This window comes from Arthrobacter rhamnosi (genome assembly GCF_054510855.1).
The window spans coordinates 438,937-458,401 of sequence record NZ_JBTNDT010000001.1 but is presented as its reverse complement, the minus strand read 5'-3'; the positions used below and the strand labels follow the sequence as shown (position 1 = coordinate 458,401).

Below are 19,465 nucleotides of genomic sequence, written 5' to 3'. Positions count from 1 at the left end.
AGGCGGGTAGCCGGCTTAAGAGCCGGGGACGCGGTCCGGCTGGCCCACCGCGTCGGTGATGGCCTGCTCCATGCTCCGCAGGAAGCGGGTGACGGTCTCCGTCTCCTCGCGGGTGAGGCTGTCCGCCGCCGCGAGGACTCCGCGTTTCTCGATGTCGAAGGCGGCCTGGAACTCGTCGGTGGCCTTTTCGCCCGGCTCGAGGATGACCGCGCGGCGATCGACGGGGTGACGGCGCCGGCGGATGTAGCCGGCCCTTTCGAGGCGGTCGATCACGAGGGTCGTCGATGCGCTCGAGATGCCCAGTGCGGCTGCGAGTTCCTTGGGGCTCGCGCCCTGGTCCTGCTGCCATACGGCGAGGAGGTAGCGGAGGGCGGCGAGGTCCGTCTCGTTGACGTTCAGCCGCTGGCTGAGGCTTCTGCGAAGTCCGCTCTCCACCGTGCGGTAGGCCCTCAGGGCGTTGAGGACATCGGCCCCGGTCGCGGCCCTGCCGGCCGTCCCTTCTCCGGACGGGGGGTACCAGTAGCCGGCTCCCTGCCGTGCATCCGAAGGTTTCATGGCTACAGTTTAGACCATCTAGTAGTTCAGCTCTCTAGGTAAGCCCTGTAATTCCCTACGTCCGGGATGGCGGCTCACGCCCGAGGGCGCTCCGGGAACGGGAAGTCCAGTTCGAGCATGGCTTCTCCCAGGGCGTCGAGGAAACGGCGGATGGTGTCGCTCTCCTCGGCCGAGAGGGCGGCGGCGACCTCCATCATCCGCTCGTGCATCGTGCCCATGGTCGAGCGCACCTCGTCGTCGGTGGCGGCCGTGGGCCAGATCTCGATGGAGCGTCCGTCGGTTCCGCTCCGGCGCCTCTCGGCGTGGCCGCTCTTCTCGAGGCGGTCGATCAGGACGGTGGTGGCGGCGGTGGAGATCTCGAGCTCGCGCGCGAGTGCGGCGGCTGTGAGAGGGCGTCCCGCCTGCCCTGCACGGAGCATCAGGCGCAGTGCCGTCATGTCCGTCTTCCCCAGGTGCATCGAATCGCGGCTCTTGCCGCGCATGAAGCTCTCCGCGTTGCGGTAGCTGCGCACTGCCTCGACCAGGCCATCGAGGCGACCGGAGTCCTCGCGGGTACCGGACTGGGCTGCGAGCGTGCTCGGCTCCACGGGGGCGGAGCTGTCGGAAGGCGTCACGGATCAAGCCTAGTCGACGGCACCGACGTCGTCCGCGCCGCGGTGGTACCGGTGGTGGGCCTTCCCGTCCGCGGCACGGAGTGCAGGGGCTGTCCCGCCGAGCGGACGGCGACGTCAGGACCGTGCTGCGAGCGCCGCACAGTCCGGGCAGACACCGTGGATCTCGACAGTATGGGCGGCATCGGTGAACCCGTGCTCTGCAGCGATGCGCGCAGCCCACTGCTCGACGGCGGGTGCCTCGACCTCCACGGCCCGTCCGCAGTTCCGGCACAGCAGGTGGTGGTGGTGGTGCTCGACGGCGCACCGGCGGTAGACCGCCTCGTTGTCGCCGTTTCGCAGCACGTCCACCAGGCCGTCGTCGGCCATGGACTGGAGGATGCGGTAGGTGGTGGCGAGGGACACCGATTCCCCGCGGTCGTGCAGCACCCGGTGGAGCTCCTGCGTGCTGACGAAGTCGGCCAGCGCGTCGAGGGCGGCGCTGACGGCCCGCCGCTGGCGTGTGACGCGCTGCTCCTTGCGGGCGGGCTGCAGTGCCGGGTCCGGATTCGGGCTCGACACCGGGGCCGACTCGGAGACTGCCGTCGGTACTGCCTCGGATGTCGCCTTCGGCGTCATGTCCTACCCTTTCCGTGGGCACTCGGCGGCCCTGGACCAGAGTCAAGATTATCAGCGCCGCCGCGGGTAGTCTGAGCCCATGCTGCTCACCAAGTTCACCCATTCCTGCGTGCGGCTCGAGCAGGACGGGCGCGTACTCGTCGTCGACCCGGGAACGTTCTCCGAGGTCGAGGAAGCCCTCGAGGGCGCCGGCGCCGTCCTGGTCACCCACGAGCACCCCGACCACATCGACGTGGACAGGGTCGTCGCGGCGCTGTCCCGGAACGCGTCCGTGGACCTGTGGGCGCCACAGGGCGTGGCCGACGCGGTCCGCGAGGGCCTGGGCGACGCCGCAGGGGAGCGGGTCCATGCCGTGGCCGGCGGCGAGGAGTTCTCCGCCGCGGGGTTCGGTGTGCGGACCTTCGGCGGGCAGCACGCACTCATCCATCCGCTGATCCCGCTCGTCGCCAACGTGGGCTTCCTGATCGGCGGCGTCTACCATCCGGGCGACTCGTTCATCGTGCCGGAGGGCATCGACGTCGACACCCTCCTCGTCCCCGTGCATGCGCCGTGGTCGAAACTGGCGGAAGTGGTGGACTTCGTCGTCTCCGTCCGTGCGCCCCGCGCGTTCCAGATCCACGACGCCCTCCTCAACGACACGGGACTGGGCATGGTCGAGGGCCACGTGACGCGCCTCGGTGCGCGGTACGGCACGGCCTTCGCCCACCTCGCGGTGCGGGAGAGCATCGAGGTCTGAGGCGGCGTCTGCCGCCCGCCGTCATCACCGCGCTGAAGGGCAGGACGGGCAGCTGCGCGCTCCGGGTGCGGTGGACGCCCCGGTGCCCGGAACGGGGACACGTGACGAGCTGCGTGTCGGCCGGCGGACCCCTTGGTGTCCGGAGCGCCGTGTGGTGGACTGGCCTGCATCAGGACCGGGTGCGGTCACCACTTCGCCCCGGTCGCCCGTCCCGACAGGAGATCTCGATGAAGACTCTGATGGATGTGCAGGAGCTGCAGGACCGGATGACCTCCGGCGCGCAGACTCTCCTGCTCGATGTGCGCTGGTCCCTGGGCGACCCCTCCGGCCACGAGCATTACCGTGCAGCACACATACCGGGCGCCGTGTACGTGGACCTGGAGACGCAGCTGTGCGCTCCCGGCGGGCCCGGTCTCGGCCGCCATCCGCTTCCCGACGGTGACGCCCTCCAGGAAACGGCCCGCCAGTGGGGGCTCGATGACGGTGACACTGTGGTCGCCTACGACGATTCGGGCAACCTCGCCGCCGCGCGCCTCTGGTGGCTCCTGCGCGATGCCGGGTTCGCATCGGTTCGCCTGCTCGACGGCGGCCTCACGGCCTGGCGCGCGGCCGGGTTCGACGTCGAGGGCGGGGAGGAGCGGCACTGCGTGGGCAACGTCCACCTCTCCTCGGGCCATATGCCGGTGGTCTCGATCCCCGACCTCCTCGAGCCGGCGGGAGTCGATGTCCTCCTCGACGCCCGCGCCGGGGAACGCTTCCGGGGCGAGCAGGAGCCGATCGACCCGCGGGCCGGCCATGTGCCCGGGGCCGTCAGCGCACCCACGGCGGACAACCTCGGCGACGACAAACGCTTCCGGCCGGCCCAGGAGCTCCGGAGCCGCTTCGCCGCGCTGGGCGCCGACCGCGGGAGGGTCGCGGTCTACTGCGGTTCGGGCATCACCGCCGCCCACGAGATCGCGGCCCTCGAAATCGCGGGAATCGACGCGGCCCTGTTCCCCGGCTCCTGGTCCCAGTGGTCGACCACGGAGGGGCTGCCCGTGGTGACGGGCGCCTGAGGGAAGGGGAACCCCATGACCGGTCGGCATCTTCCCGGAGAGACGCGGTCGATCCTCCACGGGAAGCTCGAAGTCGAGCAACGGCAGGTCACCGCCCGCATGCGGAAGATGCTCTACATCGTTGCGATCGTCCTGGTGCTGGCCGGCACCGGCTTCTTCCTTCTCACCCTGGGCGATGTCCTGCAGAAGGATGACCTCGCCACGCTGGACGAACCGGTCCATTCGTGGTTCGTCGGCCATCGCGTAGCGGCGGTGACCGTGGTGATGGTGGTCCTGGCCACTGTTTTCGGACCCATCGGCATGCCCATCGTCGTCGTGGTGGTCACCGCGGCCTGGATCCTCAAGGCGCGGCACATCTGGCGTCCCCTGCTGCTGGCCGGCGCCATGAGTGCTGGAGTGGTCCTTGCCGAAGTGATCACGCACCTCGTCGGCCGCGCCCGCCCGCCGGCGAGTGGGATGCTGCTCGGCAGCGACAGTTCGTACTCCTTCCCCTCCGGCCATGTCCTGGGAGCCTGCGACTTCCTGCTCGTCGGGGCGTTCATCGTGTTCTCCCGCGGACGGCGCTTCGGCCCGCTGGTCGCGGCGTTCCTTGCCGCGTGGGGCGGTATCGCCGCACAGGTGGCCAGCCGGCTCTACCTCGGCTACCACTGGCTCACCGACGCGCTCGCCTCCGTCGCACTGTCCCTCGTCGTCCTGGGAGTGGTGATCGCCCTGGACACATGGCGTACGGCAGGAGCGCCCCGGGAACCACGGGTGGGTCCTGGTCCCTGATGCGGTGCGTGCTGGCCCACTGCAGGACGGCACGGTAGCGTCGGGTCCATGACCCCAGGACGCCCCGTACCGCCACCCCTGCGTGGCAGCGTCCACCTGTCCGGGCGCCCCTTCCGTGAGGGCGTCCGTCCCGCATCCCGATCAGGAGGACCTATGCCGACGCTTTTCACCCGGATCATCAACGGTGAGGTGCCCGGGCGGTTCGTGTGGCAGGACGACGACGTCGTCGCGTTCCTCACGATCGCGCCCATCACCCCCGGCCACACGCTCGTGGTGCCGCGCCGGGAGATCGAGCACTGGCTGGAGGCCGACCCCGAAACCCTCTCGACGGTGATGGCCGTCGCGCAGAAGATCGGCCAGGCGCAGCAGGAAGCCTTCGGGGCCCGGCGCGTGGGGGTCCTGCTCGAGGGCTACGAGGTGCCCCACCTCCACGTCCACGTCTGGCCGACCCAGTCGCCGGAGGACTTCGACGTCAAGCGCGTGGACCCGGCACCCGATCCGGCGGCGATGGACCGGGCCGCCGAGGCTCTCCGCAGCGAGCTGCGGGACGCCGGGTACGGCGAGTCCGTGCCCGGCTGACGGGTACCCGTCAGCGCGTCGCCGTGAGCGCCTCGTTGAGTGCTGTCCGCACCCGCTTCTCGGACACCGAGTAGGCCGTGCCCAGATCCTGCGCGAACAGGCTGACGCGGAGCTCCTCGATCATCCAGCGCACGCGGGTGAGTGCGGCGGGGCGGTGCCGTCCGGCCGCGAGGGACGCGACGGCGTCGTCGTACTCGTCCTCCAGCCGCTGGACGGCGGCCATGCCGACGCCGTCGCGCTGCACGTTGGTCGGCAGCTTCTCCAGCCGCACCTCGATGGCCTTGAGGTACCGGGGCAGGTGGGAGAGCTGCGCATAGCCCGTCGCCGCCACGAAGCCGGGGTAGACGAGGTGCTCGAGCTGGCTCCGGATGTCGTTGAGGGCCGTGATCAGCGCGAGGCTCGTGGTGCCCTTGAGCTGCTTCTGGATCCGTCGGCTGCTGGAGAGCACCGTCTCGACCGTCGCCGTCACCGTGAAGACCGTGTCGATCAGCTCGGCGCGGACCTCCTCGTACAACCGGGAGAAGGCATCCTCGGTCCAGGGCAGCTCCTCCGGCACGAGCTTGTCGATGGCTGCCAGGGAGCAGTCCCGGATCAGTTCCGCGACGCTGCCGTGCGGGTTCTGGCTGAACGTGAGCTTCTCCGTGTTGCTCAGGTGCTCGAGCACGTACTTCGCCGGGCTCGGGATGCGCAGGGAGAGGAGCCGGATGATGCCGGCCCGCATCGCGGCCGCCTGCTCACCCGCCGTGGGGAAGACCCTCAGGCCCACGGAGGAGCCCTCGTCGACGAGGGCGGGGAACCCTGTGACGCGGTGGCCGGCGACGGTGCGCGACACCTCGCGCTCGACGGCGCCGAAGACCCAGGCCTTCTCTCCCGTGCGTTCGGCGACGGCCGGTGCCTCGGCGACGGCGATCCCGCCGCGGGAGGCTGGGGCCGCGCCGGAGCGCCCGCCCGTCCGGGGCATGTCGGCGGCGGGGGCGCCGCGGCCGCCCCGCCCGGAGGCGGGACGTCCCTCGTCGCGCCCGGCGGGGCCCGTCCCACCGGCACGACCGCCGCGCCCGGGTCCGCCCGCAGGCCGGCTGCCCGGAGTGGCGCCGAGGGACTGCGCGATGGCGCGGCTCACCGCCGGTGCCAGGGATTCCTTCAGCGCCTCGAGGTCGCGTGACTCGTCGAGCACCCGGCCGCCCGCATCGACGATACGGAACATCAGCAGCAGGTGCTGGGGGACAGCCGACCAGTTCCACGATCCCGGCGGGATGACATGTCCGCGCAGGCGCCGCAGGACGAGCTCGAGGGATGCCTCGAGGTCGTCCTGCGCGGGGTCGAAGTCCGACTCGAGGGTCGCGACCGCCGCCCGGGCGACATCCGGAGCGGGCACGAAGTTCTTCCGTACCTGTTTCGGCAGGGACTTGATCAGGGCCGTGACGAGTTCGACGCGCTGGCCCGGGATCTGCCAGCGGAACGGCTTCGGGTCGAGCTGGTTGAGGAACAGGACGGGGATGGTCACCGTGACGCCGTCGTGCGCACCCGGGGTCAGGGGCGAGAACTCGTAGGCCAGGGGCAGCTCGAAGCCTGCCTGGTGCCACACGCTCGGGAAGGCCTCCTCGTCGAGCTCCGCGGCATCCTCGCTCAGGAGCTTCTCCGGGTCGAAGTCGAGCAGATCGGGGCGGTCCTGCCGCGCCGTCTTCCACCAGGAGTCGAAGTGACGCTCGGACACCACCTCGGGGCCGATCCGCTGGTCGTAGAACTCGAACAGCGCCTCGTCGTCCACGCGCAGGTCGCGCCGTCGCAGGCGGTTCTCCAGTTCCTCCACCTCGGCGAGCCGGGCCTGGTTGCGGCTGAAGAAGGTGTGGTGCGTCTTCCAGTCGCCTTCGACGAGGGCATGCCGGATGAACAGCTCACGGGCGACCTCGCGGTCGATCCGGCCGTAATTGATGCGACGCTGCGGCACGATCGGCACACCGTAGAGCGTGACCTTCTCGTAGGCCATCACGGCGCCCATCTTCTTCGACCAGTGGGGCTCGCTATAGGTGCGCTTCACCAGGTGCGGCGCGACCTGCTCCGCCCACAGCGGGTCGATGCGCGCGACGACGCGAGCCCACAGCCGCGAGGTCTCCACGAGCTCGGCGGCCATGACCCAGTCCGGTGACTTCTTGAAGAGTGCAGACCCGGGGAAGACGGCGAATCGCGTCCCGCGCGCCCCCGCGTACTCGCGCTTGCGCTGGTCGTAGAGGCCGATATGGCTGAGCAGGCCCGAGAGCAGGCTGACGTGGATCTGCTCGTGCAGCCCCACGGGGTCCACGGGCCCGGCGGGCAGGGTGATGCCGAGGGGCTTCGCGAGCTGGCGCAGCTGCTGGAAGAGGTCCTGCCACTCCCGTACGCGCAGGTAGTTGATGAACTCGGTGCGGCACAGCTTCCGGAACTGGGTGGAGGAGAGCTCGTCCTGCTTCTCCTGCAGGTAGCGCCAGAGGTTCAGGTACGCGGTGAAGTCGGAGTTCTCGTCGACGAAGCGCTTGTGCTTCTCGGCGGCCTGCTGCTGCTTCGCCGGCTGGTCCGCGGAGGGCCGCTCGCGTGGATCCTGGATGGTCAGGGCCGCGGCGAGGACCATGACCTCCTTGACGGCGCCGCGTCCGCCGGCCTCGACGATCATCCGGCCGAGGCGCGGGTCGACGGGGAGCTGGGCGAGCTTGCGGCCCACGGCGGACAGGCTGCCGTCGTCCTTCAGGGCGCCCAGTTCGCGCAGCAGGGCGATGCCGTCGTTGATGGCCTTGGTCTCCGGCGGCTCCACGAAGGGGAACTCGGCGATGTCCTTCGGGCCGCGCGTGACGCCCATCGCGGCCATCTGGAGGATGACCGCCGCGAGGCTCGTCCGCAGGATCTCGGGCTCGGTGAAGGGCCTGCGCGAGGCGAAGTCCTCCTCGGAGTAGAGGCGGATCGCGATGCCGTTCGAGACGCGCCCGCTGCGGCCGGACCGCTGGTTCGCCGACGCCTGCGAGACCCGCTCGATCGGCAGGCGCTGCACCTTGGTGCGGTGGGAGTAGCGGGAGATCCGTGCGGTCCCCGTGTCGATCACGTACTTGATGCCGGGGACCGTCAGGGACGTCTCGGCGACGTTCGTCGCGAGCACGATGCGGCGGTGGCTGCCCGTGGGGCGGAAGACGCGGTGCTGTTCCTCGAGCGAGAGCCGGGCGAACAGGGGCAGGACCTCCGTACCGCGCAGGCGGGCCGTGGACTGGATGTGGGCACGGAGGGCGTCGGCGGCGTCACGGATCTCGCGCTCGCCGGAGAAGAACACGAGGATGTCCCCGGGGGCCTCGAGCGAGAGTTCGTCCACGGCGTCGCACACGGCGTCGAGCGGGTCGCGTTCCTCCTCCAGCTCGCTGTCCGCTCCGCCGTCGCCCTCGTCGAGTCCGCCGGGCGGCTGGTCGAGCGGACGGTACCGGATCTCCACGGGGTAGGTGCGTCCGGAGACCTCGATGATGGGTGCGGGGGAGGTGTCCTCGATGGCGGCATCGGCGGCGAAGTGGGCCGCGAACCGCTCCGGGTCGATGGTTGCCGAGGTGATGATGACCTTGAGGTCGGGCCGCTCGGGCAGGATGCGCCGGAGGTAGCCCAGGATGAAGTCGATGTTGAGGCTGCGCTCGTGGGCCTCGTCGATGATGATGGTGCTGTACTTGCGCAGCATCCGGTCGTGCTGGATCTCGGCGAGCAGGATGCCGTCGGTCATCAGCTTGATCTTCGTCTTCCGGCCCACCGATCCGGTGAAGCGGACCTGGTAGCCGACCTCCTCACCGAGGTCCACCTGGAGTTCCTCGGCGATGCGCTCGGCGACGGTGCGGGCCGCGAGCCGCCGTGGCTGGGTATGGCCGATCAGCCCATGGTCGGCCAGGCCGAGTTCGAGGCACATCTTGGGGATCTGCGTCGTCTTCCCGGAGCCGGTCTCGCCGGCGATGATGGTGACCTGGTTCGCTGCGATGGCAGCCATGATGTCTGCCCGGCGTTCCGAGACGGGAAGGTCCGCGGGGTAGGAGATTGTCAGTGCCATAGTTGCCTGCCAGTCTAGTTCGTCGTGTCGACCGGCAGGCCTGCGTTCACTGTCGGCTGGAGCTTGCCTTCCCGACGGCGCCTGTTCCGTCCTGGTCTGTCCCGTCCTGGCCTGTCCCAGCCAGTCCGGGTCCGTCCTGGCCTGCTCCTTGGGCGGAGCGGCGGAGGCGGTCCGCGACGACGAGGGCGCGCTCGCGCATCGCGGCCGGCTCGAGGACCTCGAAGTCGATGTCCCAGCTCGCGAGGTAGGCCAGCGGGAAATCGAGGGAGTCGAAGCCCGCCCGGAGCAGCGTGTGCTCCTCGCCGTCCGCCTCGAGGGTCCCCGTGGTTGCCGGGACATGCGCCTCCAGCTCGCTCAGGGGCGCGGAGAACCGGATGACGGCGTCATAGGAGAAGGGCGACCGCGTGATGGATTCCTGGACGTAGGCGGCAAGGTCCGGCGCCGGCAGGGGCCGGGGCACGAACCGGTCCCTCGCCACGGGCACGCTCTGGCATCTGTCCACGCGGAACGTCCGCCAGCCCTCCCGCTCGCGGTCGAAGGCGACGAGGTACCAGCGCCGGCCCGTGTCCACGAGGCGGTACGGTTCGACGACCCGCCGGGACGATTCGCCGTCGCGCCGGTCGTAGCGGAACGCGACGCAGCGCCGTTCGGTGATGGCTGCCGAGAGGGCGGTGAGCACCTCGGGATTGACGGGCGTGCTCGCGGCCGCCATCCGGGTCACCGCGGACCGCAGCCCCGAGAACCGGGGCCGGAGACGGGGCGGCAGGACCTGTTCGAGCTTGGTGAGCGCACGGACGGAGGCTTCGCCCACGCCCGAGACCGGGCTGGCCGTGACCGCCGTGAGCCCGATCGCGACGGCGAGCGCCTCGTCGTCGTCGAGCAGGAGCGGCGGGAGCTGGGCGCCGGCGCCGAGCTGGTATCCGCCGGCGACGCCGGGGGAGGCGTTGATGGGGTAGCCCAGCGTGCGCAGCTTCCCGATGTCCCGCCGGACGGTGCGTTCCGTGACGTCCATGCGCTGGGCCAGGGCCGGGCCGGTCCACTCTCGCCGCAGCTGCAGGAGGGAGAGGAGCTGCAGCAGGCGGGCCGAGGTCTCGATCATGCCACCACGGTACGACGGGAAGCGGACGAAAGCTGTCCTCGATCCCGCCCTGTTCCGGCTGAGACGGCACTCGGACAGGACGTGGGGGACTCACGACCGATTCGGGGTCCCCGGGGCTGGCCGTCCGACGAGCCAGAGCACCCACGCTGCAAGCGCCCCCACGCCGGCGAGCACGGCGGCGACGCTGGACCCGGCGTCGTCCACCAGCAGGGCGAGGACGGCCACGGGCTGCGCCACGGCCTGGAGGCGCAGGAAGGACCAGGCGATCGCCCGGAGCGCCGCACCACTGATCCAGCCGCGGAGGGGCAGCGGCAGGAGCAGCAGATAGAGGAGGAAGACGGCGTGCAGCCCCGCCACGAAGACGGGCAGCCACGGCGACCCGGCCGGCATGTTGACCGCGTAGGCCACCACCAGGAGGAGGAGGGACACCGATGCCATGCCGATCGATGCGAGAAAGGCCGCGCCCGCCGCCACCACCACGGGGAGGACGACCCAGAGGGAACCGTTCCAGACGACGGAGCCCAGCAGGACGGCGATCAGGGCCGTGGCTCCGCGGACCACCGGGAGGGGTACGAGTCCGCCGCGGTCGGGGAGGGCCCGCCCACTCGCGGCCGGGCGCCGCGTGCTCACGGGACCTCCCCGCCCGAGCCCTGCCGGGAGCCCTGTCCGAAACCGCCGGTGCGTCTGCTGGCGCGGCGCGCCAGCAGCCGGAGACCCAGGGCGAGGTCCGTGCCGGGATCGGTCCCGAAGTCCTCGGACGCTCCGCTCGGGCCGGTGCGTCTGTCCAGCCGGGGGTCCGCAGATGCTCCCCGGAACACGGGGATGCCCTCGCGCTGCAGGTCCTCGATCAGCAGGCGTCGCCGGAGGAGCGTCAGCCGCACGGCCTGCGCCTGAGCCACCGTCGACTCGTTGCGGTCCAGCGGCGGTACGCAGTCGACACCGGCGACGAGGTGGCCCTGTGCGTTCCACAGGCGCAGGAGTCGCGCCGGTTCTGCGTCGAGGAAGGCGGAGAACACGACGACGACGGCGCCCGGGGGCGGCGCGGGGTCCCGGCGCCGGTGCCGCCGCGGCACGACCGGCGTGCCCGCGAGGCGGGTCCGGATCTGCTCGAGGTGCCGGGCGCCGGCCGCCGAGCGCAGGGCCCTGCGGGTGCCGGAGAGGTCGTCCAGGCCCACACGGTCCCCGGCGGCGAGATAGGACGCGGCTACCGTCGTGGCGGCCGCGCGCGCCACGTGGAGCGATCCCGGGACGAGCCGCTGCGGCCCGGCGGTGAACCATGCGGCGGTCGACGCCGGGAGGTCGTGTCCCTGGTCGATGACGAGGTGGACGGAGGCCTCGGCGTCGGCGAACGTGCGGCGCACCATGAGCTGGTCCTGGTCCGCCGAGCGGCGCGCCGTGGCACGCCAGTCGATGCGTCGCAGCTGGTCACCGGGCTGCAGGGGCGCGATCGACCTGAGCTCGCCGCCCTCTCCCGGCCGCCGCGACGCATGCGTTCCGGCAAGGCCCACGAGGCGTCGGGACACGGGGTGCGCGAGGGCCGGCCCGACCGGCGGGAGGATGCTGACACGCACGGGCGGGGCTGCCACGAACGGCGCTGCGCCCGAGAGGTCGGACGGAAAGGCGGCCGCGCCGTAGGACAGGACGTCGGATTCTCCCGAGAGCGGAGCCTCCACCAGCAGGGGACAGTCCTCGTCGGCCCGCAGGACCAGCGCGTCGGGCGGGCATCCCGGTGCGGCGAGGACCACCGCGACCAGCCGGTGCCCGGCTGCATCTCCGCCGGGTGGCCGCGGGGCGAGCACGAGCCGGAGGCGGGAGCCGCCGGCTCCGGCCCTCCGGTCGGCGGTGATGTGCACCGGAGGGTTCCCCGTGGCCTCGGGGCCGGTGCGTCCCGCGAGGGCGAGGAGGGCGAACGGGGTGGCGAGGGCGACCGTGTCCGGACGGCCGGACACGAGCCCGGCCACGATGCAGACCAGTGTGACGATGACGGCCAGGGCCCAGGCGGGGGACCGTGCCTCGGCGCGCCTAGCCACGGGGCACGGTCGGCGGGGTGGGCACCTCGGCCATCACCTCCCGCACCACGGACTCCGTCGCGACCCCCTGCGCCCAGGACGACGGCGTGAGGGTGAGCCGGTGCGCGAGGACGGCGACCGCGCCCTCCTTGAGGTCTTCGGGAAGGACGAAGGGACGCCCGTCGAGTACGGCGAGGGCGCGGCCCAGCAGCACGAGTGCCTGGGACCCGCGGGGCGAGGCGCCGACCTCGACCGCGGGATGCCTGCGCGTCGCGGCCGTGAGCCGCACCGCGTAGTCGATGACGTCGTCGTCCACCCCCACGGACTCGACGACGGCCTGGAGGTGCAGCAGCCCGTCGGCCGTCGTCACGCTCTCCACCCTGGTCTCGTCCTGCCGGCGCGTGATGCGGCGGGCGATGATGTCCTGTTCGCCGCCGGGGCCGGGATAACCGAAGCGCAGGCGGACCAGGAAACGATCCAGTTGTGCTTCCGGCAGGGGATACGTGCCCTCGAACTCGATGGGATTCGAGGTCGCGAACACGTGGAAGGGTCGCTGCAGCGGCATCGTGGTGCCCTCGGCGGAGACCTGTGCCTCCGCCATGGCTTCCAGGAGGGCGGACTGCGTCTTGGGGGACGTCCTGTTGATCTCGTCGGCGAGGAACAGGCCCGCGAAGACCGGTCCCGGCCGGAACTCGAACTCCCGCGTGACCGGATTGAAGATGGAGGATCCCGTCACATCGGACGGCAGGAGATCGGGCGTGAACTGCAGGCGCCGGAAGTCGAGCCCGAGCGCCTGGGCCAGGGTCTTGGCCGCGAGGGTCTTCCCGAGTCCGGGGAGGTCCTCGAACAGGACGTGGCCGCCGGCCAGTACCGCTGCCAGGGCCAGGCGCAGTGGTGCGCGGGCGCCGACGACGACGGTCCCGGTGCGCTCGAGGATCGTCCGGCCGAGGTGGGCGGCGGTGTCGACGGGACTGTCGACGGCACCCGGTCCGGTGGTGGGTCCGGTGGAACGGGTGGAATCAGGGGCGGTCATGGATCTCCTGGCGTGCGGATACGGCGGCGTCCGCTCGCGGCCGGCCTGCTGTATCGGCTGCCGCGTCGGCGGGGAATCGGGGCGTGCTGGCCGGTCCGGTCTCCGGCGGTTCCAGTATCATCCGCTCGAGCTCATCGAGGACGGCGCTGATCTCCCGGTGGGTCGGGGCCGACGGTTCGGCCCGCGCGAGGAAGGCGTCGAGTGCAGCGCTCCTCGGGGTGTCCGGGCGTGCCGCGACGACCGAGGCGGCGATGGCCTGCACGTCGAGGACCGCGCGCGTGCCGGGCTCGGTGGACGACAGCGAGAACTCGAGTGCCTGGATGTCTCCGAGGCCGCGGACAGGTTCGGGCAGTGCCGGCAGGGTGGGCCGGAGGACGTCGAGCGCTTCGAGGAGCCCGTTGGCGATTCCTGCTGCCAGCGCCGCCCCCACGAGGGCCACGGCGTGGCGACCATCGAGCCCGAAGAACCAGTCGGCGACCAGCGCGAGCCCGACCAGCACGCCGGTGACGGCCCATGCGGAGGGCTTCACCGGGGAGTCCTCCGGCCGCGCTGCGACCCGCGCGACGCCAGCGCGGCCGACAGCTCATCGATGCTGGCGGCGGCCAGTTCACGGTCGGACAAGTCACGGTCGGACAAGTCACGGTCGGCCGGCGGAAGGCCGGGGGAGCGGTCGTGCCCCGCCTGCCCGAAGCGCGCCCGCTGGTACAGCCGGTTGAGGGTGGACAGCGGCCGGGGTGGAAGGGCGAGCGCCGAGGACACCGCGACGGCGAAGTCCGTCGTCGTCTCGGCCGGTCTGCGCCCGGCGCCCGCCGCAGCGCACAGGCGCTCGAAGTCCAGCCAGCACCGGATCACGGCATCGGACGTGTCCGTGCCGGCTGCGAGTGCTGCGCGGGATGCCTCTGCCCAGGCGGGCAGGGCGTCGGCCAGAAGGGAGGTCCCCGGCCGCTGGAGTTCCGTCTGGTCCGGGAACCCGTCCAGCTGCTGCGATCGGAATCGCGGCAGGAACCGCAGCAGGAACCGCAGCAGGAGCGCGAGCGCGATCATGACCAGGATCAGCAGGGCGGCGGCGGCCGTGTCGCCGGTGATGACGAGGCGCTCGCCGTCGTCGGGCAGCGCCTCCGGCGTCTGCGTCGCGGAGGGGCCCTGCTGCTCCAGTCCGGCGACGGAGGGGTCCACTACAGGCTCGGCCGACAGCTGTCCCATGTAGCCGGCTGCGATGACTGCGAGAACGAGGACGAGGACGGTGAGCACGGGGCCGGCGAGTGCCGGGACGGTGCGCCGGCGGCTCGACCGCATCGTGCCCTTCGTCCCCACGATTCCCCTGCCGGTAGGTGCCAGTGCGGCCCCGCGGGGCCGCGTGCTGTGGAGCCTACCAAAAACAGAACCGCCGCCGGCCTGGTGGCCGACGGCGGTGGACTCTGCGTGAGTCGGGGTGCCCTCGATAGGATTCGAACCTACGACCTTCTGCTCCGGAGGCAGACGCTCTATCCCCTGAGCTACGAAGGCAGACGCGGGAACTCCCGCATCCGTAAGGGACTCATCGAGCTTAGCAGGTAGTGCTTCTCGCGGAAAACACAGCGGCGGACGGGCCGTCAGTAGCCGAGGAAGGCGTCCGTGCGCACGCGCGGGACGCCCGCCTTGCGGACTTCCGCTCGGATCTCGCCGATGAACTTCGGTGAGCCCGAGACGAGCACTCTGCGTCTCCTGAGATCCGGCACGGCGGCGAGGAGGTTCTCCGCGTCAGGGGCCGGGCCGCTGTAGGTCCAGGTGTCGGGTAGGGCCAGGGGCTCGACGCCGGGCATGAAAAGCACCACGCGGGTGCCCAGGTCGGCCAGCTCGTCCCGGAACGCGATGTCCTCCTCGTTCCGGACGACGTAGGCGAGGACGACGTCGCGCTCCTCGCCGCGCGCGGCCAGGTCCCGTAGCTGGCTGATGAACGGCGTCACGCCGATCCCCCCGGCCGCGAGCAGCAGGGGTACCGACCGGTCGCGCGGCAGGCTGAAATCCCCTCCCACGAAGGTGCCCGTGATGCGTGCCTCCTTGGGCAGGTCGAGGAGAGCCTTCTTGAAGGAGCTGCCCGCTGCCGTGGTCCGCACGCCGAAGGTGACCGCGGAGGTGTCCTGCGGCGCGGACGTGATGCTGAAGACCCTGCGGCTGCCGCGGCCGTCGGCGTCACGGTGCGGCATGCTGAGCTCCATGTACTGGCCGGCACGGAACCGCACGGGCCGCGAGGGCTCGAAGACGAGTTCCGTACTGGTCGGCGTGAGCTGCCGTGCGCCGGCGAAGGACAGCCGCACGCCGCGCCGCTGGCCCAGCAGGAAGGCTCCCGCGTTGCCGATGACCAGGGCGAACTCCGGGCCCAGGAAGACCGGGCCGATGGACAGCTGGAGGGCGAGGACGGTGGCGACGATCGCGGCGAACAGCCACTGCTGCCAGCGGAGCGGGGGCAGGGTGAGCGGCTCGGTCATCATGAAGCCGACCAGGAACAGGAGGGGATATGACGTGAGGACCAGCTGCAGGCCCGCGCCGGGAGTCATGCCGCCCTGCAGTAATCCGACGAGCAGGATGCCGATGCCGCCGACGAGGAACACTGCGGCCATGGAGAGCTTCCGCGTCCGGTGGAGGAGGAGGGCGGCGCCGACGGCGACGACGGGCAGCATGTAGGCGTTGGCGACCCACCACCCCGCTGCACCCACTCCCAGCAGGGTCGCGACGACGGCGCCGGCCGCGGCGGGATTGACGATGTGCCGCCCCCGGAAGGCCAGCAGGAACTTCGAGGCCCCTGCGGCGATGCCGGCCACCAGGATGCCGCCGAGGCCGGCCGTGGTGCCGGACGGGAACATGATGAGGAACAGGATCAGCCCCGTGATGAGCGACGAGTCCCCGTGCGGACGCAGCCGCAGGATCAGGGCCAGGAGCCGCGTGCCGATGATCGTTCCGCCGACCGCCGCGAGGAGGGTCCCGCCGAGTTCGGCCGGCGAAAAGGCGAGGAGGCCCGCCAGCGACAGCACGAGGGCCTCGACGGTCAGGACCAGGAGCAGGGCCAGCGTCAGCCGGTACATGGTCAGGCGGCCCAGCAGGGCGTCGAGTGCTGTGGTCATCGGAACAGGGCTCCTGCGAGGGGGGTGGAGTAGCGGGCGCGTCCGTCCGAGTACACCATGACGTAGTCGAACGTGAAGGCCTCCGCGAGCACTGCGGGGTCGGTGACGAAGAGGGCGGTGCACAGTCCGTCGGCGGTCATGGCGTCCTCCGCGAGGACCCACGTGGCGACCACCGTGTCGACGCAGCGGCCGGTGCGGGCGTCGAGGATGTGGTGCAGCCCGTCGCCCCATACCCTGCGGTTGGACGCGGAGGCGCAGAGCGCCCCGGAGCCCAGGCGGACCGTCCCGATGGCGGACGACGGATCGTAGGGATGCTCGAGGGCTACGGTGATGTCGCCGGAGCCGATCCGCCGCATGTCCCCGCCGGCGTCCACGATCACGTCCTCGTGGCCCGCGGCGACGAGGCTTTCCAGCAGGAGATCGACGAGCTGGCCCTTGCCCGCTGCGCCGACGTCCAGCAGGGCCGGCTCGCGCAGGGTGATGCCCTGGTCCGTCCACTGCAGGACGTCGTCCCACGCCCGTGCCGGCGCGGGGTCGGCCGTCACGGCGAAGGAGTAGGCGGCGTCGTATCCCGAGGCCGCCAGCCGGTCGCCGACGAGGGGTGAGACACCGCCGTCGGTGAGGTCGTGGAGCGTGCGCAGGAGACCGCCGAGCCGTGCACCGTGGTCCGGCAGGGCGAGCTGCCCGCCGTCGGCCGCGAGCGCTGTGACTCCTGAGTCGCCCCGGAAGCGGGAGTAGAGCGCGTCGTAGTCCTCCACGAGGCGCAGCAGGTCCGTTCTCTGCTCCGGCGCCAGCGGCGCCGCGCAGTCCACGCGCCAGCTGGTGCCGATCGCGTCGAAGCTGAAGGAGCCTGTCATGCCGGCCTAGAGCCGGGCTTCGCTCTTGATCTTGCCGGTCGCGTCGTTGAAGCCTCCGCTGGTCAGCGAGGATCCTGCCACCTTGTCGACGGAGAGTTCGTCGAGCTTCTTCCCCACGATGGCGTCCGAGATGCCCCCCGCGAAGCGCCCCTGGTACTCCCTCGTGGTCGGGTTGTCGGGCTTCGGTTCGACCTCGACGGCGGTGACGACGTCGGCCTCGAGCGTGAGGGTCACGCCCACTTCCTCCGGCCCTGCGGGCGATTGATAGGAACCCGTCGAGGTGTAGGTGCCGTCCCTGTAGGCCTGCTCGCCGGCGGCGGCGGCTCCGGTCTCCTCCGGCCCGGTGGCCGCAGTCTCCTTCGGCCCGGTGGTTGCGGGAGCATCCGCAGCGGCCCCTGCCGGCGTTCCGGCCTCGGCCCCCGCACAGCCCGCGGCACCGAGGATCGAGACGGCGGCGAGTGCCGTCAGCACGCGCTTGTGCGTAGGGAAGGCGGGTGTGCCGGCCGGGGCTGTTCTGGTCACTGTGTGCTCCTGGGGTCATCGGGTGCGGGAACCCCGCACAGGAATGGTTGAATCTGAAAGTAACGCGCGGAGCCGGTCCCGGGTTCCATCGGTGCTTCGTTTCCGGCAGCCCCGGGGACTGTTCCGCCCGGTCCCGGCTTCTCCCGGAGCCGGGCGGGCGGCAGCACGAGTTGAGCCGCGTCACGAAAATCAGGGTGCCCCGGCCCGTGTCGCTATGCTTGACGGGTGACTCCCGAAGAACTCTCTGCCGCTATCTCCGCATGCCTGAAGGCCGCCGTCGAGGCGGGTGACCTCAGCATCGACCTCCCCTCCGAGGTGCGGGTGGAGCGACCGAAGAACCGGGAGCACGGCGACTGGGCGACGAACATCGCCCTCCAGCTCGGCAAGAAGGCGGGCATGAACCCCCGGGCCTTCGCCCAGCTCCTGAGCGACCGCCTCGCCGCAATCGATGGCGTGAAGAGCGTCGACATCGCCGGTCCGGGCTTCCTCAACATCACGCTCGACGCCGGAGCGGCCGGAGAACTCGCCCGCACCATCGTCGAGTCGGGCCGCGCCTACGGAGGCAGCGATGCGCTCGCAGGCCAGAAGATCAACCTCGAGTTCGTCTCCGCGAATCCCACGGGCCCCATCCACATCGGCGGAACCCGGTGGGCGGCGGTGGGAGACGCACTGGCGCGCGTGCTCCAGTCGCAGGGCGCGTCCGTCGTGCGGGAGTACTACTTCAACGACCACGGCGCGCAGATCGACCGGTTCGCCCGCTCGCTCTTCGCGAGCGCATCCGGGCAGACCGCTCCCGAGGACGGCTACGGCGGTCAGTACATCGAGGACATCGCCCAGCGCGTCGTCGCCGCGGAGCCGGACATCCTGTCCCTCGACGAGGCCGACGCGGTCGAACGCTTCCGGGTGGTCGGCGTGGACTTCATGTTCACCGATATCAAGAAGTCGCTCCACGACTTCGGGGTCGACTTCGACGTCTACTTCCACGAGCACTCGCTGTTCCAGAACGACTTCGTCGGGGGCCTCCTCGAGCAGCTGAAAGGCTCCGGCAACCTCTTCTACGAGGATGGCGCCTGGTGGCTGAGGTCGACCGACTTCGGCGACGACCGCGACCGCGTGGTCATCAAGTCGGACGGATCGCCCGCCTACATCGCGGGTGACATCGGCTACTTCGTCAACAAGCGCAGGCGCGGCTTCGACCTCAACATCATCATGCTCGGCGCCGACCACCACGGGTACGTCGCGCGTCTGAAGGCTGCCGCCGCGGCTCTCGGCGACGACCCCGACACCGTCGAGGTCCTCATCGGCCAGATGGTGAACCTCATGCAGAACGGCGCGCCCGTCCGGATGTCCAAGCGTGCCGGCACGGTCGTGACCCTCGAGGACCTCGTCGACGCCGTGGGCGTCGACGCCGCGCGGTACACCCTGGCCCGGTTCTCCGCCGACTCCAACATCGACATCGACCTCGACCTGCTCACGCGGCGCACGAACGAGAACCCCGTGTTCTACGTGCAGTACGCCCATGCCAGGACGCACGCCGTCGCCCGCAATGCCGTGTCCGCCGGCGTGGACACCAGCACCTTCGACGCCGCGTCGCTCAGCCACCCCACCGAGGGTGAACTGCTGGCGGCGCTCGGCCAGTTCCCCGGCGTCGTCGCGCAGTCCGCGACCTTCCGCGAGCCGCACCGGGTGGCGCGCCACCTGGAGGTCATCGCGGGGACCTACCACCGCTGGTACGACGCCTGCCGCGTCGCCCCGCTCGGCGACGCCGCCGTCGAGGACGTGCACCGCTCGCGCCTGTGGCTGAACAACGCGACGCAGCAGGTCCTGGCGAACGGCCTGGACCTCCTCGGCGTGTCCGCGCCGGAGAGGATGTAGCC

At 71.2% G+C, this 19,465-nt stretch carries 18 protein-coding genes and 1 tRNA gene; 5 read left to right on the top strand and 14 right to left on the bottom strand.

Translation table 11 applies throughout. The features are described from left to right. Positions 1-15 precede the first annotated feature (15 nt). The 3 genes from ACX80I_RS02255 to ACX80I_RS02245 form a co-directional block, all read right to left on the bottom strand. Positions 16-555: a MarR family winged helix-turn-helix transcriptional regulator gene (locus ACX80I_RS02255; protein ID WP_459343542.1), complete on the bottom strand. Its 540-nt coding sequence runs from the start codon at positions 553-555 to the stop codon at positions 16-18. A 74-nt stretch (positions 556-629) separates the two neighbouring features. Beyond that, positions 630-1,169 carry a MarR family winged helix-turn-helix transcriptional regulator gene (locus ACX80I_RS02250; RefSeq protein WP_459343541.1) on the bottom strand — a complete coding sequence of 180 codons (540 nt, stop codon included), beginning with the start codon at positions 1,167-1,169 and terminating at the stop codon, positions 630-632. Positions 1,170-1,283: 114 nt separating this feature from the next. Then, a complete protein-coding gene (locus ACX80I_RS02245; protein WP_459343540.1) occupies positions 1,284-1,784 on the bottom strand; it encodes a Fur family transcriptional regulator in 501 nt (166 codons plus the stop codon). Positions 1,785-1,863: 79 nt separating this feature from the next. On the opposite strand from ACX80I_RS02245, the gene ACX80I_RS02240 reads away from it, so the two are divergent. From ACX80I_RS02240 to ACX80I_RS02225, 4 genes are all read left to right on the top strand, one after another. Then, a complete protein-coding gene (locus ACX80I_RS02240; RefSeq protein ID WP_459343539.1) occupies positions 1,864-2,520 on the top strand; it encodes an MBL fold metallo-hydrolase in 657 nt (218 codons plus the stop codon). A gap of 227 nt (positions 2,521-2,747) precedes the next feature. Next, positions 2,748-3,575 (top strand): sulfurtransferase, encoded by an 828-nt coding sequence (locus ACX80I_RS02235; protein ID WP_459343538.1) that lies wholly within the window; start codon positions 2,748-2,750, stop codon positions 3,573-3,575. 15 nt (positions 3,576-3,590) lie between these two features. Next, complete coding sequence (locus tag ACX80I_RS02230) at positions 3,591-4,346, top strand: phosphatase PAP2 family protein (protein ID WP_459343537.1); 756 nt, start codon at positions 3,591-3,593, stop codon at positions 4,344-4,346. A 153-nt stretch (positions 4,347-4,499) separates the two neighbouring features. Then, on the top strand, positions 4,500-4,925 hold the full coding sequence (locus ACX80I_RS02225; protein WP_459343536.1) for an HIT family protein: 426 nt from the start codon (positions 4,500-4,502) through the stop codon (positions 4,923-4,925). Positions 4,926-4,935: 10 nt separating this feature from the next. Here ACX80I_RS02225 and hrpA read toward each other — a convergent pair whose 3' ends face one another. The 11 genes from hrpA to ACX80I_RS02170 form a co-directional block, all read right to left on the bottom strand. Beyond that, on the bottom strand, positions 4,936-8,967 hold the full coding sequence (hrpA, locus tag ACX80I_RS02220) for an ATP-dependent RNA helicase HrpA (protein ID WP_459343535.1): 4,032 nt from the start codon (positions 8,965-8,967) through the stop codon (positions 4,936-4,938). 46 nt (positions 8,968-9,013) lie between these two features. Next, positions 9,014-10,066 carry a helix-turn-helix transcriptional regulator gene (locus ACX80I_RS02215; RefSeq protein ID WP_459343534.1) on the bottom strand — a complete coding sequence of 351 codons (1,053 nt, stop codon included), beginning with the start codon at positions 10,064-10,066 and terminating at the stop codon, positions 9,014-9,016. Between the two features lie 90 nt (positions 10,067-10,156). Beyond that, entirely contained in the window at positions 10,157-10,696 is a 540-nt protein-coding gene (locus tag ACX80I_RS02210; protein ID WP_459343533.1) for a hypothetical protein, read from the bottom strand. Next, on the bottom strand, positions 10,693-12,096 hold the full coding sequence (locus ACX80I_RS02205) for a DUF58 domain-containing protein (RefSeq protein ID WP_459343532.1): 1,404 nt from the start codon (positions 12,094-12,096) through the stop codon (positions 10,693-10,695). Before ACX80I_RS02205 ends, ACX80I_RS02210 begins: the two co-directional genes overlap by 4 nt. After that, positions 12,089-13,108 carry an AAA family ATPase gene (locus ACX80I_RS02200; protein ID WP_459343531.1) on the bottom strand — a complete coding sequence of 340 codons (1,020 nt, stop codon included), beginning with the start codon at positions 13,106-13,108 and terminating at the stop codon, positions 12,089-12,091. The genes ACX80I_RS02205 and ACX80I_RS02200 overlap by 8 nt, the downstream gene beginning before the upstream one ends. After that, positions 13,095-13,637 carry a hypothetical protein gene (locus tag ACX80I_RS02195; protein ID WP_459343530.1) on the bottom strand — a complete coding sequence of 181 codons (543 nt, stop codon included), beginning with the start codon at positions 13,635-13,637 and terminating at the stop codon, positions 13,095-13,097. The genes ACX80I_RS02200 and ACX80I_RS02195 overlap by 14 nt, the downstream gene beginning before the upstream one ends. Then, positions 13,634-14,422: a DUF4129 domain-containing protein gene (locus ACX80I_RS02190; RefSeq protein ID WP_459343529.1), complete on the bottom strand. Its 789-nt coding sequence runs from the start codon at positions 14,420-14,422 to the stop codon at positions 13,634-13,636. Before ACX80I_RS02190 ends, ACX80I_RS02195 begins: the two co-directional genes overlap by 4 nt. 119 nt (positions 14,423-14,541) lie before the next feature. Next, a tRNA-Arg gene (locus tag ACX80I_RS02185) sits at positions 14,542-14,614 on the bottom strand. 86 nt (positions 14,615-14,700) lie between these two features. Next, positions 14,701-16,209, bottom strand: a complete 1,509-nt coding sequence (locus ACX80I_RS02180) for an FAD-dependent oxidoreductase (protein ID WP_459343528.1) — start codon at positions 16,207-16,209, stop codon at positions 14,701-14,703. Next, a complete protein-coding gene (locus ACX80I_RS02175) occupies positions 16,206-17,066 on the bottom strand; it encodes an FAD:protein FMN transferase (protein ID WP_459343527.1) in 861 nt (286 codons plus the stop codon). Before ACX80I_RS02175 ends, ACX80I_RS02180 begins: the two co-directional genes overlap by 4 nt. Positions 17,067-17,072: 6 nt before the next feature. Continuing rightward, positions 17,073-17,588 (bottom strand): FMN-binding protein, encoded by a 516-nt coding sequence (locus tag ACX80I_RS02170; protein ID WP_459343526.1) that lies wholly within the window; start codon positions 17,586-17,588, stop codon positions 17,073-17,075. 225 nt (positions 17,589-17,813) lie between these two features. On the opposite strand from ACX80I_RS02170, the gene argS reads away from it, so the two are divergent. After that, positions 17,814-19,463: an arginine--tRNA ligase gene (gene argS, locus ACX80I_RS02165; RefSeq protein ID WP_459343525.1), complete on the top strand. Its 1,650-nt coding sequence runs from the start codon at positions 17,814-17,816 to the stop codon at positions 19,461-19,463. Positions 19,464-19,465 lie beyond the last annotated feature (2 nt).

Excerpts from the sequence above, each read along its gene's own strand:
- ACX80I_RS02245 (WP_459343540.1), bottom strand. The coding sequence starts at position 1,784 with ATGACGCCGAAGGCGACATCCGAGGCAGTACCGACGGCAGTCTCCGAG.
- ACX80I_RS02230 (WP_459343537.1), top strand. The coding sequence starts at position 3,591 with ATGACCGGTCGGCATCTTCCCGGAGAGACGCGGTCGATCCTCCACGGG.
- ACX80I_RS02240 (WP_459343539.1), top strand. The coding sequence starts at position 1,864 with ATGCTGCTCACCAAGTTCACCCATTCCTGCGTGCGGCTCGAGCAGGAC.
- ACX80I_RS02255 (WP_459343542.1), bottom strand. The coding sequence starts at position 555 with ATGAAACCTTCGGATGCACGGCAGGGAGCCGGCTACTGGTACCCCCCG.
- ACX80I_RS02175 (WP_459343527.1), bottom strand. The coding sequence starts at position 17,066 with ATGACAGGCTCCTTCAGCTTCGACGCGATCGGCACCAGCTGGCGCGTG.
- ACX80I_RS02215 (WP_459343534.1), bottom strand. The coding sequence starts at position 10,066 with ATGATCGAGACCTCGGCCCGCCTGCTGCAGCTCCTCTCCCTCCTGCAG.
- ACX80I_RS02200 (WP_459343531.1), bottom strand. The coding sequence starts at position 13,108 with ATGACCGCCCCTGATTCCACCCGTTCCACCGGACCCACCACCGGACCG.
- ACX80I_RS02235 (WP_459343538.1), top strand. The coding sequence starts at position 2,748 with ATGAAGACTCTGATGGATGTGCAGGAGCTGCAGGACCGGATGACCTCC.
- ACX80I_RS02225 (WP_459343536.1), top strand. The coding sequence starts at position 4,500 with ATGCCGACGCTTTTCACCCGGATCATCAACGGTGAGGTGCCCGGGCGG.
- hrpA (WP_459343535.1), bottom strand. The coding sequence starts at position 8,967 with ATGGCACTGACAATCTCCTACCCCGCGGACCTTCCCGTCTCGGAACGC.
- ACX80I_RS02180 (WP_459343528.1), bottom strand. The coding sequence starts at position 16,209 with ATGACCACAGCACTCGACGCCCTGCTGGGCCGCCTGACCATGTACCGG.